This window comes from Cupriavidus gilardii, from assembly GCF_017598945.1.
In the GTDB taxonomy this organism is placed as follows: domain Bacteria; phylum Pseudomonadota; class Gammaproteobacteria; order Burkholderiales; family Burkholderiaceae; genus Cupriavidus; species Cupriavidus gilardii_E.
The window spans coordinates 1-14161 of the sequence record NZ_JAGFTW010000005.1; the positions used below are offsets into that span (position 1 = coordinate 1).

Genomic DNA, 14161 nt, shown 5'->3' on the forward strand with positions numbered 1-14161 from the left:
GAGCGACAATTGTAGGATTAAAGCAGAGAAAGAGTAACGAAGTACTGAGATGTATTGTTTTTTTTTTTGAGATTTATATAAGAGACAGGTCCCCGCGGGGAACGAGGGCGCCGTGGCGCCGCAAGCCGATCGGCCAGGCAGCCGATCCGCCGATCGGTCGATCGGCGGATCAGTCGATTCAGCGGACCGGACCGGTTATCCGGCCTTGCGGGCGGCCGCGATCGCGGCGCGGACCTGGTCCGGCGCGGTGCCGCCGATATGGTTGCGGGCGGCTACCGACCCTTCGAGGGTCAGCACGCCATGGACGTCATCGCCGATCAGCGCGGCTTGGTCGCCCAGACCGGTGGCGTCGCGCAGCTCCGCCACGGTCAGGTCGGCCAGATCGCACTGGCGCGCGTCGCAGGCGCGCACCGCGTGGGCCACCGCCTCGTGCGCGTCGCGGAACGGCAGGCCCTTCTTGACCAGATAGTCGGCCAGGTCGGTCGCGGTGGCATAGCCCTGCAGCGCGGCGGCGCGCATCGCTTCAGGCTTGACCGTGATGCCCGGCACCATGTCCGCGAAGATCCGCAGCGTGTCGACCACGGTATCGACCGTGTCGAACAGCGGCTCCTTGTCTTCCTGGTTGTCCTTGTTGTACGCCAGCGGCTGGCCCTTCATCAGCGTCAGCAGGCCGATCAGATGGCCGTTGACGCGGCCGGTCTTGCCGCGTGCCAGCTCGGGCACGTCCGGGTTCTTCTTCTGCGGCATGATCGAGCTGCCGGTGCAGAAGCGGTCGGCGATATCGATGAAGCCGACACGCGGGCTCATCCACAGCACCAGCTCTTCCGAGAAGCGCGACACGTGGGTCATCACCAGCGCCGAGGCTGCGCAGAATTCGATGGCGAAGTCGCGGTCGGACACCGCGTCCAGCGAATTGCGGCAGACGCCGTCGAAGCCCAGTTGCTGCGCGACGAACTCGCGGTCGATCGGATAGCTGGTGCCGGCCAGCGCGGCGGCGCCCAGCGGCAGGCGATTGACGCGCTTGCGGGCGTCCTGCATCCGTTCGGCATCGCGCGTGAACATTTCCACGTAGGCCAGCAGATGGTGGCCGAAGGTCACCGGCTGCGCGACCTGCAGGTGCGTGAAGCCCGGCAGGATCGTGTCGGCGTGCTGCTCGGCCAGATCCAGCAGCGCACGACGCAGGTCGCCCAGCAGGCCGACGATATTGTCGATCTCGCTGCGCAGCCACAGGCGGATATCGGTAGCCACCTGATCGTTGCGCGAGCGGCCGGTGTGCAGCCGCTTGCCCGCATCGCCGACCAGCGCTGTCAGCCGCGCCTCGATATTCAGATGGACGTCTTCCAGGTCCAGCTTCCACTCGAAGCTGCCGGCCTCGATCTCGCCGCGGATCTGCGCCATGCCCCGCTCGATCTCGGCGCGGTCGGCGTCGCTGATGATGCCCTGCCGGGCCAGCATCGCCGCATGCGCCAGCGAGCCCTGGATATCGAACAGCGCCAGGCGCTTGTCGAAGAACACCGAAGCGGTATAGCGCTTCACCAGGTCGGACATCGGTTCGGAGAAGCGGGCGGACCAGGCTTCGCCTTTCTTGGCTAGTTGGGAGGTCATGGCGGTAGGGAACTGGACAGTGCCCACGCACCGAGGCGTGCCGGGCAACGGAAAGGATAGGAAAAGCGGGAATTATATCGTTGCCGGGCTGCCTGGACTGCCGGAAACAGTTCGGGGATGGCTGCGGGGCTACGCTCGAGTGTCGAGTTGACCTCTCCAGCCGTTTCCGCTCAAGCCGTCCGTCATGGCCCTTACCGATCCCACGTCCCCGTTGCCACCGTCGCGCCCTGACTATGAAGCTGTCTGTACCGATGTGGTCCGGCTGGTCCAGGCCGCCCGCGAGGGCGCGGCCCGCAGCGTGAATGCCTGGATGACAGCGACCTATTGGTTGATCGGCCGCCGTATTGTCGAGTCGGAGCAGGGTGGCAAGCGTCGCGCCGCGTACGGCGCGGGATTACTCAAACGCCTATCGGAAGAGTTGTCGCGGCGTTTCGGTCGGGGCTTCGGCATGATCAATCTGCAGCAGATGCGGCAGTTCTATCTTGCCTGGCCCCCGAAACAGATTGATCAGACACTGTCTGATCAATTCCCGCAGCAAGGCGGGCCCAGTCAGGCGGCCACCGAACTGAGCAGTCTCGCTCGCGCATTCCCTTTGCCATGGTCGGCGTATGTCAGGCTGCTCGGTGTCAAAAGCCAACGCGCCCGCCATTTTTACGAGAAGGAGGCATTGCGTTGCGGATGGTCGGTACGTCAGCTGGCAAGGCAGATCAACAGCCAGTTTTATGAGCGAGCCCTACTTTCGCGCAACAAGGCAGGCATGCTCCAAGGCGCGGCGCTAGTCGCTACCGACGACCTTGTCACCGCCGAACAAGCGATCAAGGATCCGTTTGTCCTTGAGTTTCTTGGCCTGAAGGACGAGTACTCCGAATCCGAGCTGGAGGAGGCGCTGATCCAGCACCTTGCAGACTTCCTGCTGGAGCTCGGTGACGATTTTGCCTTTGTCGGTCGGCAACGGCGACTCCGGATCGACGACAACTGGTTTCGGGTCGACCTCGTGTTTTTTCATCGCCGGCTGAAGTGTCTGGTGATCATCGACCTGAAGATCGGCAGGTTCTGCTATGCGGATGCCGGGCAAATGCACTTGTATCTCAACTACGCCCGGGAACACTGGATGAAGCCGGGTGAGAACCCGCCCGTTGGCTTGATCCTGTGCGCGGCGAAAGGAGAGGCGGAGGCGCACTATGCGCTCAGTGGCCTGGGGAATACCGTCGTTGCAGCCGAGTATCGGACGGTATTGCCAGAGGAGCAGCTGTTGGCAGAAAAAATGGCACAGACGCAGCGGGAACTGGAGTCGATGCGGCGGCCGCCCTCGACCTCCGGCGAGGTCGACGCGGCGAGTCGTCGCTGAACCGCTCGGCACTGGCCACACAGCTTGACTACGGGGCTGAAGGCAGGCTGCCGCCTCCGGCCCCGGTCTCTCAACCCGTATTCCGCAGCCCCGCCGCAATCCCGTTGATGGTCAGATGGATGCCGCGCCGCACGCGCACGTCGTCGCCGTCCTTGCCGGCCCGGTAGCGCTTGAGCAGCTCCACCTGCAGGTGGTTCAGCGGGTCCAGGTAGGCGAAACGGTTCTTGATCGAGCGGGCCAGCAGCGGGTTGTCGGCCAGCCGCTCGTGCTTGCCGGTGACCAGTCCCAGCATCTCTGCGGTCAGATGCCACTCGGTGCTGATCCGGTTGAAGACCGCCTTGCGCAGCGCCGCGTCGTCGCACAGCTGGGCGTAGCGCGAGGCCACCGCCAGGTCGGTCTTGGCCAGCACCATGTCCATATTCGACAGCAGCGTCGAGAAGAACGGCCAGGTCTTGACCATGCGCCGCAGCGTCGCGACCAGCGCCTTGCGGGCCTTGTCGTCGCCCGCTTCGTCGAGCAGCGACCGCACCGCGCTGCCGAAGCCGAACCAGCCCGGCAGCAGCAGGCGGCACTGGCCCCAGGAGAAGCCCCAGGGAATCGCCCGCAGGTCCTCGATGCGGCGGTTTTTCTTGTCCATCAGCTTGCGCGAGGCCGGCCGCGAACCGAGGTTCAGGTCGGCGATCTCGGTGATCGGCGTGGTGGCGAAGAAATAGTCCTTGAAGCCCGGGGTGTCGTAGACCAGGTCGCGGTAGGCGACGAAGGCGCGGTCCGACAGCTTCTGCATGATGTTCTCGAACGTCGCCAGGTCCTTCGGCGCGTTCTGCGTCGGCAGCAGCGACGCCTCCAGCGTGGCGGCGATCACGGTCTCCAGATTGCGGCGTCCGATCTCGGCGTTGGCGAACTTGCTGTTGATGATCTCGCCCTGCTCGGTCAGCCGGATCTGGCCGTTGACCGTGCCTGGCGGCTGCGACAGGATCGCCTGGTAGGTCGGGCCGCCGCCGCGTCCGACCGTGCCGCCGCGGCCGTGGAACAGCCGCAGCTTGATCTTGCGCTGCGCGAACAGCTGCACCAGCGCCAGTTCGGCCTTGTACAGTTCCCAGTTCGAGGTCACGAAGCCGCCGTCCTTGTTCGAATCCGAATAGCCGAGCATCACCTCCTGCTCGCCGCCCTGATTCGCCAGCACCGCGGAGAAGCCGGGCAGGTCGAGCAGCGCCTGCATGATGCCGCTGGCGTTGCGCAAGTCTTCGATGGTCTCGAACAGCGGAATCACCATCAGTTCCATGCGCGCCGGATCGTTCTTGCTGCCCAGCGTGCCGCGCAGCATGCCGGTTTCCTTCTGCAGCAGCATGACCTCGACCAGGTCCGACAGCGTCTCGGTGTGCGAGATGATGTAGTTGCGCGCCACGCGGGCGCCGTAGCGGGCCCGCAATTCGCGCGCGGTCGTCAGCACGCGCAGTTCGCTTCGGGTTTGCTCCGAATAGGTGTGCCAGGGCAGGGTCAGCAGCCGCGGCTGGCGCAGCTCGTTCAGCAGCAGTTCGAGCTTGCGCGCTTCGGGCAGCGCCGCGTAATCGGCCTCGACGCCGGCGACCGCGAACAGTTCGGCGATCACGGCCTCGTGCACATCGGACACCTGGCGCATGTCGATCGAAGCCAGATGGAAGCCGAACACGCCGATCGCGCGATGCAGCGCGTCGATGCGGGCGCGCGCCAGCACCTCGCCGTGGTGCTCGCGCAGCGAGTCGATCACCACCTCGATGTCGGCGGCGAAGGCCTCGGCATTCGCGTAAGGCTCGGCGTCGGCAACCGGATGGCGCGGCGCCGCGCGGCCGGTCAGGGCCTGGCACGTCGCGGCCAGCCGCGCGTAGATGCCGATCAGCGCGCGCCGGTACGGCTCGTCGGCGCGGTGCTCGGAACGGTCGGGCGAGGCATCGGCCAGCGCCAGCAGCGCGGGGCTCGCCTGGACCATCAGCGTGGACATCGACAGCTCGGCGCCCAGCGCGTGCACCTCGTCCAGATACCACTCGAGGATCAGCAGCGCCTGCTGGCAAGCGGCGTGCTCGAGCGTGTCGGCGGTGACATTGGGATTGCCGTCCCGGTCACCGCCGATCCAGGAGCCCATCTGGAAAAACGGCGGCAGCGGGCCCGGCTCGGTCTTGGCGCGGCGCGAGGCGGGGTAGACCGCGGCGATGTCCTCCTCGAGCTCGGTCATCAGCTGCGGAATGCCGCGCAGGAAGGTCGTGCGGTAGTACGACAGCGCGTTCTCGATCTCGTCGACCACCATCAGCCGCGTATTGCGCAGCATCCGGGTCTGCCACAGCGTGGTGACCTTGGCGCGCAGCTGGGCGGTGTTGTGGGCCAGTTCGCGCGCCGTCATCGGCAGATCGCGCTCGGCCAGCAGGCGGGCGATCTCGCGCTCGGCGTCCAGGATGCTCTTGCGCTGGACCTCGGTCGGGTGCGCGGTCAGCACCGGCACGATCAGCGCCTCGTCGAAGAACTTGCGCAGCTGCTTGCCGCTGACGCCGGCAGCATCGATGGCCTGCAGCGCGCGCGCCATGCTGCCCGGCTGCGGCGGCGAGCCGGCCAGCGCATGGATGCGCCGGCGCCGGTTGTGATGCTGATCCTCGGCGATATTGGCCAGATGGGAGAAATAGCTGAAGGCGCGTACCACCTGATTGGTCTGGTCGCGCGACAGCCGCTTGAGCAGCCGGTCGAGCTCGGCCGCGGCGGCGCGGTCGTTCTCGCGGCGAAAGCGCACCGCGGTCTGACGGATCGTCTCGACGATCTGGAAGGCCGCCTCGCCTTCCTGCTCGCGCAGCACGTCGCCCAGCAGGCGGCCCAGGAAGCGGATGTCCTCGCGCAGCGGCAGGTCCTTGTCACTGGCGGCCTTGCGCGCCGGTGCGGCTGGCACCACTTCCAGGTGGGAGGCCGGCTTTGCGGCGGCGCGGCGTGCGGAGCGGGCGGTGGACGGCGCGGGCCGGGCGGTTTCAGCGGTCTCGGGGGAACCGGTGGGTGTCCCGGAGCCGTCGGGCCCGTTCGGCTCGTTCGCCCCATTCGCCCCATTCGCCCCATTTACATCTTTCCCGGCGGTTTCCGAACGGCCTCCTCGGACAGCGCGGATCCGGCGGCCGGCCGGGCGCGCAGCTGGCTGCGTCATGCAATCTCCTCTGCGTTTGGTTCTGATGCTGCTGGTGTTTCCGATCGTTGCCGATCGTCGTCCCGACCCGCTTTCGCCCGGCTCTTCGGCCTTCGGGCGCCATGCCGCCACAGCCGGCTACAGTCCGCCACAGCGGCGGGACCGCCGGGGGTGCGTGCTACCATTCGCGGCATGCAAGCTTCCGTCCCTTCCGCATCCTCATCCGCCGCGCCGGGCAGGCTCGTGATCGCGTCACGCGAAAGCCGACTGGCCATGTGGCAGGCCGAACATGTGCGTGCTGCGTTGCAACAATACTATCCCGCGTGCGATGTGTCCATTCTGGGTATGACTACCCGGGGCGACCAGATTCTGGACCGCAGCCTGTCCAAGGTCGGCGGCAAGGGCCTGTTCGTCAAGGAGCTCGAAGTGGCGATGGCCGAAGGCCGTGCCGACCTGGCGGTGCATTCGCTGAAGGACGTGCCGATGGAGCTGCCCGAGGGTTTCGCGCTGGCGGCCGTGATGGAACGCGAGGACCCGCGCGACGCGCTGGTGTCGGCGCGCTTCGGCTCGCTCGACGAGATGCCGCCCGGCACCGTGGTCGGCACCTCCAGCCTGCGCCGCGAGGCCGCGCTGCGCAGCCGCTATCCGCATCTGATCGTGCAGCCGCTGCGCGGCAACCTCGATACCCGGCTGGCCAAGCTCGATCGCGGCGACTACGGTGCGATCATCCTCGCCGCGGCCGGACTGAAGCGTCTGGGCCTGACCGACCGCATCCGCGCGCTGCTAGACCCCGCGATCTCGCTGCCGGCGGCCGGTCAGGGCGCCCTCGGCATCGAGATCCGCTCGGACCGGCCTGAGCTGGCCGCGTGGCTGGCGCCGCTCAATCATGTTCCCACCGCACTGGCAGTCGGTGCCGAACGCGCGGTATCGCGCCGGCTCGGCGGCTCCTGCCAGGTTCCGCTGGCCGCCTACGCCCATTGGGAGGGCGCCCGCCTGCAACTGGACGCCTTCGTCGCCACGCCGGACGGTTCGCGCAGCGTGCACGCGCAGCGCGCGGCCGAGGTCGGCAGCGCCGCCGATGCGGAAGCGCTGGGCAACGCCGTGGCCGACGCGCTGCTGGCACAGGGCGCCGATGCGCTGCTGGCCGTCGCGCTGAACAACGACGGCGCACCGGTGCGCCCCAGCGGCGACTGAAGGGAAGCGATGCCCCGCCCGACCGTCGTCGTCACACGACCCGCCGGGCAGTCCCGGCAACTGACCGAGGCGCTGCAGGCCGCGGGTGTGGACGTATTGAGCTTTCCGCTGCTGGCGATTGGCCCCGCGGCCGATGACGCGCCGCTGCGCGCCGCGCTGGCACGGCTGCCCGATTTCGCGCTGGTCGTGTTCGTCAGCCCCAACGCGATTGCCTATGCGCTCGATGCGCTCGCGTTGGCGCAGGGCGCCGCACCGGTCTGGCCGGAATCGGTGCCGGTCGCGGTGGTCGGACCCGCCAGCGTGGCGGCGCTTGCCGAGCGCGGCATCGCCGCGCCGCGCCATCGCGTGATATCGCCGGCCGGGGCCGATGGCCGCGCGGCCGATCTCGATCCCGCCGACGCCCGCTTCGATTCCGAGGCGCTGTGGGCGCAGCTCGACGTGCCGGCGCTGGCCGGCCGCGAGGTGCTGATCGTCCGCGGCAACGGCGGCCGCGAATGGCTCGGCGACCAACTGCGCGAGGCCGGTGCCACCGTGCACGCCGTCGAGGCCTATCAACGCACCATGCCCGTTCCGGGATCGATGCAGTGGCAAGCGGTACGCGACGGTCTGAAGCCCGGCGCGCCGCCGCAAGCCTGGCTGCTGACGAGCTCCGAGGCCGTGCGCAACCTCGATCGCCTGGCCCGCGACAATCTGTCGCCGCAGGAAGACGCCGCGCTCCGCGAAGTGCAGTGCATTGCCCCCCATGCGAGAATCGCCGAGCAGGCAGCAACACTGGGCTTCACGCGTGTCCTGCTGGCCGCGCCGGGCGACGAGGGTCTGCTGGCGGCCTGCCTGCGCTGGGCCGAGCCGTATCTGAGCCAGTTGCAGGCGGCATCAAAAACGGCGGCGGCAGCAGCATTGCAGGCGGCATCGCAAGCGGGGTCGCCGTCGGGGTCGCAAGCGGGGCCGCAGCCCGCGTCGAAGTCCGAACCTGACGCGACTGCCGCGCCGGTAGCGGCGCCCGCTCCAGCTGCGCAAGCTCCGGCCACGGGCCCCGCCGCGCAATCGCAGGCGCCATCCATGACCGCCGGGACGGCCGCATCGGCCGCCCCAGCTACCCGGGGCAGCGCGCCCGCCGCGCCGCCCCCAACCACGCCCACCGAATCACCGCCATCCACGTCAACGAAGGTCGATCGCGTGACGCAACAGCAAACCTCCACCGCTTCCTCCACCCCTCCACCGGCCGGCATGCCGCCCGGCGCGGCGCCCTCCGGCGTCTCGCCCGGTGAGCGGCCGACCTCCCGCGGCCGCGGCAGCCTGGCCTGGCTGCTGCTCGCGGTCCTCGTGCTGGTCGCCAGCGGCGCGTTCTGGTGGCTGCAGCAGCGGGTCGACCGGCTGACCGAGGAGCTGGCTCGTCGCCAGCAGACCAACGACGCGCTGGTGCAGGAGTCGCGCGTGCTGACCCGCGAGGCCCAGACCACCGTCAAGGAGATGCAGGCCAAGGTCGGCGCGCTGGAAGCCCAGGTCGGCGAGACCCGCGACAAGCAGGCCACGCTCGAGCAGGTCTACCAGGACCTGATGCGCAACCGCGACGACTGGGAGATCGCCGAGATCCAGCAGCTGCTGACCAGCGCCGGCCAGCAATTGCAGCTGACCGGCAACGTCCAGGTCGCGCTGGCCGCGCTGCAGAGCGCCGACGTTCGCCTGGCCCGCTCCGACAAGCCCGAATACAACCAGCTGCGCCGGGCGATCGCGCGCGACATTGGCCGGCTCAAGGCGATGCCCGACACCGATCTGACCGGCGCGGCGATCAAGCTCGACGAAGCCATCAACCAGATCGACGCCTTGCCGCTGCTGTCCAGCGAACGGATGCTGGAGCGCAGCGAAGGCGCGACCCGCGGCACGGCCGCATCGCAACCCGGCGGGGCCTCGGCCCCCGCCGCGGGCGATGGCGACGGCACCGGCAATCGCGTGACGCAGTGGTTCGCCGGCGTCTGGGCGACCGTGCGCGACGAGCTGATGCGCGTGATTCGCGTTCGCCGCGTCGACGATACCGAGGCGCTGCTGTTGACCGGCGACCAGGGCTGGTTCCTGCGCGAGAACGTCAAGCTGCGGCTGCTCAACGCGCGGCTGGCGCTGCTGTCGCGCAACGAGCAGGTGTTCCGCAACGATCTGGCCGCGGCACACGGCATGATCGAGCGCTATTTCGATACCAAGAGCCGTCGCGTGCAGGCCGTGCAGACCTTGCTGAAGCAGGCGCAGGCCGGTGCGGTGGCCGTGCAGCTGCCGACGATGTCCGACAGCCTCGGCGCGCTGCGTTCCCTGAAGAAGGAGTAGCGCATGCGACTTCTATTCTGGGTGGCGATCCTGTTTGGCGGCGCCGTCGGGCTGGCGCTGTTCACGCAGTTCAATCAGAGCAATGTGGTGCTGTTCTACCCGCCGTATCGGGTCGAGCTGTCGCTCAATCTGGCGCTGGCGCTGCTGTTGCTGCTGTTCTTCGTCGCGTGGACCGTGCTGTCGGCGATCCGGCATCTGTCCGAGATGCCGCGGCGCGCCGCCGCCTATCGCGAGCGCAATCGGATGCTGAAGGCGCAGGCCGCCTTGCGCGAGGCGATCGAGAACCTGTTCGCGGGCCGCTTCGCCCGCGCCGAGCGCACCGCGCGCGAGGCGCAGGTCTGGCCCGAGCAGGCGCAGACCGCGGCGCTGATCGGCGCTCGCGCCGCGCACCAGATGCAGGAAGCCGAACGGCGCGACGGCTGGCTGGCCCAGGTGACCGCGCCCGAGCGCGAGCAGGCGCGGCTGGTGTCGCTGGCCGAGATGCTGGTCGACGCGCGCGATGCCGATGGCGCGCTGGAGACGATCGCCCAGCTGCAGGCGCAGGGCGGGCGGCAGATCCATGTGCAACGGATCGCGCTGCGCGCGCATCAGCATCTGAAGAACTGGAGCGAGGTGCTGCGGCTGGCGCGCTCGCTGGAGAAGCGCAACGCGCTGCATCCGGTGCTGGCGCTGCGTCTGAAGCAGCTGGCCTGCGAGGCCATGCTGGAAGAGCGCCGCCACGACGCCGACGCGCTGCAGGACTTCTGGCGTTCGCTGTCGAACGACGAGCGCCGCGCCGCCCGCATCGCCGAGCCGGCCGCGCGCTATTTCTCCGCGCTGGGCCGCCAGCAGGAGGCGCGCAAGATCGTCGAGGAAGCGCTGAAGGTCAACTGGGACAGCCGGCTGGTGCTGCGCTACGCCGACTGCGCCGAGCCCGGCCAGGCGCTGCCGCAGATCCAGCAGGCGGAGAAATGGCTGGCCCAGCATCCGAACGATGCCGAGCTGCATTTCACGCTGGGCGTGCTCTGCCTGGGCGAACAGCTGTGGGGCAAGGCGCAGTCGAACTTCGAGCGCGCGCTGAAGTACGCCACCAGCGAGGACCAGCGGCGCCTGCGCATTCGGTCGCATCTGTCGCTCGCGCGGCTGTTCGAGCAGACCGAACGGCCGGAGGATGCGCAGCGGCACTATCGGGAAAGCGCGCTGCTGGCGGCGTAACACGGCTGGCCGTACCACGCGAATCCGCGGGCCGTGGTTTCCTGCCCTCTCCCGCGTGGGGGGAGAGGGGTCCGGGGGAGAGAGTAAAGCGCTCGCTATGCCGGTCGCGTCCCTGCTGCCGCGACGGCTCCCGCTTTCACCACCGCATACCGCTCCAACGTTTCCTGCCGCGCCACGTCGTGCTGCACGACAGGGCGCGGATAGTCCTTGCCCAACACGATCCCCGCCGCGGCGAGCACCGCTTCCGGCGCGGTCCATGGCGCATGCAGATATTTGTCCGGCAGGCCGGCCAGCACGTCGGCCACGGCGTGGTCGCGCTCGATGGCCGCAGGCTCGTAGTCGTGGTTGGCGAAGACGGCCTGCACGTCCAGTTCGCGGGCGAGCTCGGGTATCGCCGTGCGCGCAGTGGCGTGCATCACGATCAGGCCGCCGCCGGCGGCGCGCAAGGCGGCATCGAGCGGTGCCAGCGAGGCCAGGATGAACGCCACGCGACGATCGGTGCGCAGGCCGCGCGCCAGCAGCGGGTCCAGGATCTCCCGATCGAATGCGAACACGCACCATACCCGGCGCGCATGCTTGAGGGCATAATGCAGCGCCGCATGGTCGTCTACGCGCAGGTCGCGCCGAAACCAGACCAGCGCGCGCTCGAACGAGCGGCCGACGCGGTACGGCTCGCGGTGAGGGGATGGGTGCAAGCTCGATTCTCCATGCAGCATTGCGCTGCGCTCTGCGCGCGATCGTTTACCGTAGCATGGCCTCCTGGGCCATTCCCCCGGCACCTCCCATTCTCACTGACCTCCCGCTGACCGCCGATGACCTCGAAGACCGCCAAGCCGCCCAAGACCACGCCGCTGGACCGCATCCTGCAATCGCAGGGCTTCGGCACGCGCCGCTATTGCGGCGATCTGGTGGCGGCCGGCATGGTCGAGGTCGAGGGCGAGCTGTGCGACGATCCGCGCGCCGAATTCGTGCTGGAAGGGCTGCGGCTGACCGTCGATGGCGAGGCGTGGGTCTGCCACGAGAAGGCCTATCTGATGCTGCACAAGCCCGCCGGATACGAATGCTCGCAACGGCCGCTGCATCATCCCAGCGTCTACACGCTGCTGCCGGTGCCGCTGCGCGAGCGCGGCGTGCAGGCGGTCGGCCGGCTCGACCAGGACACCACCGGGCTGCTGCTGCTTAGCGACGACGGCCAGTTCATTCACGCGCAGACCTCGCCCAAGCGCAAGGTGCCCAAGATCTACGAGGTCACCACGGCCGAGCCCGTCACCGAGGCCCAGGCCGCGGCGCTGCGCGAAGGCGTGCAGCTGGAGGACGAACCGGCGCCGATCGCCGCCTTGGCATGCGAGATCGTCGCCGAGCGGGCGCTGCGGCTGACGCTGGCCGAAGGCAAGTATCATCAGGTCAAGCGCATGGTCGCGGCGGCCGGCAATCATGTCGCCGCACTGCACCGCAGCCGCATCGGCGGACTGGCGCTGGACCCGGCGCTGGCGCCCGGCGAGTGGCGCTGGCTGACGCCGGCCGATCTGGCGGAACTGGTACGCAAGGACTGAGGCGGGGGGACTGAAGGTGGGGACTGAAGGCAGGGACTGACTGAGGCGCCGATGCTGCGACGCAACGGCTGCGAGGCAGCGCGCACCATTCGACCCCCCGCGCGGGCCCGGACGAGGGAATCTTTTCCGGAACATTGGCGCTGATTTGATAAAATGCAACGCATGGCGACGTCCGCAGCCCCCATCAATCTGACGAATCAATTCCTGATCGCCATGCCCGGCATGGCGGATCCGACTTTTACCGGCGCCGTCGTCTACATCTGCGAACACAACGAGCGTGGCGCGCTCGGCCTGGTGATCAACCGGCCGATCGACATCGACATGGCCACGCTGTTCGACAAGATCGATCTCAAGCTCGAAATCCAGCCCGTTGCGCAACAGCCCGTCTATTTCGGCGGCCCGGTGCAGACCGAGCGCGGCTTCGTGCTGCACGACCCGGTCGGCGTCTATGTGTCGTCGCTGACGGTGCCCGGGGGGCTGGAGATGACCACCTCCAAGGACGTGCTCGAGGCGGTCGCCAACGGCAGCGGTCCGCACCGCTTCCTGCTGACGCTCGGCTATGCCGGCTGGGGCGCGGGCCAGCTGGAGGAAGAGCTGAGCCGCAACGGCTGGCTGACCGTGCAGGCCGACCCCGAGATCGTATTCAGCGTGCCTCCCGAGGAACGCTTCGCCGCCGCCATTCGCCTTCTGGGCATCGATGTCACCATGCTCTCCGGCGAGGCGGGGCATGCCTAGCGCGGACGCGGCCACGCCGCTCCACAAGCCGGCGCCGCAAGGCGCACCAGTGTCCGCCGTGCCAACCGACGGCACCGTGCTGGGCTTCGACTACGGCGAGCGCAAGATCGGCGTGGCGCTGGGCAACTTCATCACGCGCGAGGCGCGGCCGCTGACGATCGTGCCGAACATCACCGTCGAAGGCCGCTTCGAGGCCGTCGCTGCGCTGATCGCCGAATGGGCGCCGGTACATCTGGTGGTGGGCCTGCCCCTGACGCCCGAAGGCGGCGAACAGCCGGCAACCAAGCTGGCGCGGCGCTTCGGCAATCAGCTCAACGGCCGCTTCAATCTGCCGGTGACCTGGGTCGACGAGCGCTACAGCTCGCTGGAGGCCCAGTCGAACGGCGCCAGGCCGGGGGCGCTTGATCACGAAGCCGCCCGCATCATCCTGCAACAGTATTTCGACCAACTCCCGCTATGATCTCCAACGTCACCCTCGACGCCGAGGCGCTCTACCGCGCGCTGCGCGACCACGTGCAAGCGATGCTGTCCGCGGCATCGGACCCCGCCTCGGGCGGTACGCCGTGGTCAATCGCCGGCATCTACTCGGGTGGCGCCTGGATCGCCGAACGGCTGGCTGCCGATCTGCAGTTGCCGCATCACGGCGTGATCAATGTGGCTTTCCACCGCGACGATTACGCGAAGAAGGGCCTGCACAGCCAGGCGCAGCCGAGCACGCTGCCGTTTTCGGTGCAGGACAGCCAGGTGCTGCTGATCGACGATGTGCTGGCCACCGGCCGCACCATCCGCGCCGCGGTCAACGAGCTGTTCGACTACGGCCGGCCGGCCCGCGTGGCGCTGGCCACGCTGGTCGATCGCGGCGGGCGCGAACTGCCGATCGCGGCCGACTTCGTCGGCGAGCGCATCACGCTGCCGTTCGGCACCAATCTGGTGTTGTCGCGCGAAGGCGAGGGCGCCGGCATCCGTTTCTCCTTCGCCACCGAGACGCTGAACGGCAACAACGACGCTGCCGCCGGCTGAGCCGCAGGCAGACCAGCAGCAGAATAAGCAGAACAAGCCCGAACAAAGGCAACACCAGCATCC

11 protein-coding genes are annotated in these 14161 nt (G+C 68.5%); 8 read left to right on the top strand and 3 right to left on the bottom strand.

Annotated elements, in window-relative coordinates:
* Positions 1 to 195: 195 nt before the first annotated feature.
* Positions 196 to 1605: an argininosuccinate lyase gene (argH, locus tag J5T34_RS02345; protein ID WP_208578325.1), complete on the bottom strand. Its 1410-nt coding sequence runs from the start codon at positions 1603 to 1605 to the stop codon at positions 196 to 198.
* A 184-nt stretch (positions 1606 to 1789) separates the two neighbouring features.
* Here argH and J5T34_RS02350 point away from each other — a divergent pair, with 184 nt between their 5' ends.
* Positions 1790 to 2953, top strand: coding sequence for a PDDEXK nuclease domain-containing protein (locus tag J5T34_RS02350; RefSeq protein WP_208578330.1), 1164 nt, complete (start codon positions 1790 to 1792; stop codon positions 2951 to 2953).
* A 70-nt stretch (positions 2954 to 3023) separates the two neighbouring features.
* Here J5T34_RS02350 and ppc read toward each other — a convergent pair whose 3' ends face one another.
* Positions 3024 to 6107, bottom strand: a complete 3084-nt coding sequence (ppc, locus tag J5T34_RS02355) for a phosphoenolpyruvate carboxylase (RefSeq protein ID WP_208578331.1) — start codon at positions 6105 to 6107, stop codon at positions 3024 to 3026.
* Between the two features lie 171 nt (positions 6108 to 6278).
* Between ppc and hemC the strand changes: the two genes are divergently transcribed.
* From hemC to J5T34_RS02370, 3 genes are read left to right on the top strand one after another with little or no spacing between them, the layout of a single operon-like run.
* Positions 6279 to 7280, top strand: coding sequence for a hydroxymethylbilane synthase (gene hemC, locus J5T34_RS02360; RefSeq protein WP_208578334.1), 1002 nt, complete (start codon positions 6279 to 6281; stop codon positions 7278 to 7280).
* A 9-nt stretch (positions 7281 to 7289) separates the two neighbouring features.
* A complete protein-coding gene (gene hemDX / locus J5T34_RS02365; protein ID WP_208578336.1) occupies positions 7290 to 9596 on the top strand; it encodes a fused uroporphyrinogen-III synthase HemD/membrane protein HemX in 2307 nt (768 codons plus the stop codon).
* Positions 9597 to 9599: 3 nt separating this feature from the next.
* Positions 9600 to 10790: a heme biosynthesis protein HemY gene (locus J5T34_RS02370; RefSeq protein WP_208578337.1), complete on the top strand. Its 1191-nt coding sequence runs from the start codon at positions 9600 to 9602 to the stop codon at positions 10788 to 10790.
* A gap of 95 nt (positions 10791 to 10885) precedes the next feature.
* Here J5T34_RS02370 and J5T34_RS02375 read toward each other — a convergent pair whose 3' ends face one another.
* Positions 10886 to 11506: a deoxyribodipyrimidine photo-lyase gene (locus tag J5T34_RS02375; protein ID WP_208578338.1), complete on the bottom strand. Its 621-nt coding sequence runs from the start codon at positions 11504 to 11506 to the stop codon at positions 10886 to 10888.
* Between the two features lie 96 nt (positions 11507 to 11602).
* On the opposite strand from J5T34_RS02375, the gene J5T34_RS02380 reads away from it, so the two are divergent.
* The 4 genes from J5T34_RS02380 (at position 11603) to pyrR (ending at position 14098) form a co-directional block, all read left to right on the top strand.
* Complete coding sequence (locus J5T34_RS02380; protein ID WP_208578339.1) at positions 11603 to 12343, top strand: 16S rRNA pseudouridine(516) synthase; 741 nt, start codon at positions 11603 to 11605, stop codon at positions 12341 to 12343.
* Positions 12344 to 12505: 162 nt separating this feature from the next.
* Positions 12506 to 13078 (top strand): YqgE/AlgH family protein, encoded by a 573-nt coding sequence (locus J5T34_RS02385; RefSeq protein WP_174106782.1) that lies wholly within the window; start codon positions 12506 to 12508, stop codon positions 13076 to 13078.
* On the top strand, positions 13071 to 13538 hold the full coding sequence (ruvX, locus tag J5T34_RS02390; protein WP_244258659.1) for a Holliday junction resolvase RuvX: 468 nt from the start codon (positions 13071 to 13073) through the stop codon (positions 13536 to 13538). Before J5T34_RS02385 ends, ruvX begins: the two co-directional genes overlap by 8 nt.
* The gene (pyrR, locus tag J5T34_RS02395) at positions 13535 to 14098 is read left to right on the top strand and encodes a bifunctional pyr operon transcriptional regulator/uracil phosphoribosyltransferase PyrR (protein WP_208578341.1); all 564 of its coding nucleotides are present in this window, start codon (positions 13535 to 13537) and stop codon (positions 14096 to 14098) included. Before ruvX ends, pyrR begins: the two co-directional genes overlap by 4 nt.
* The last annotated feature ends 63 nt before the right edge of the window (positions 14099 to 14161 follow it).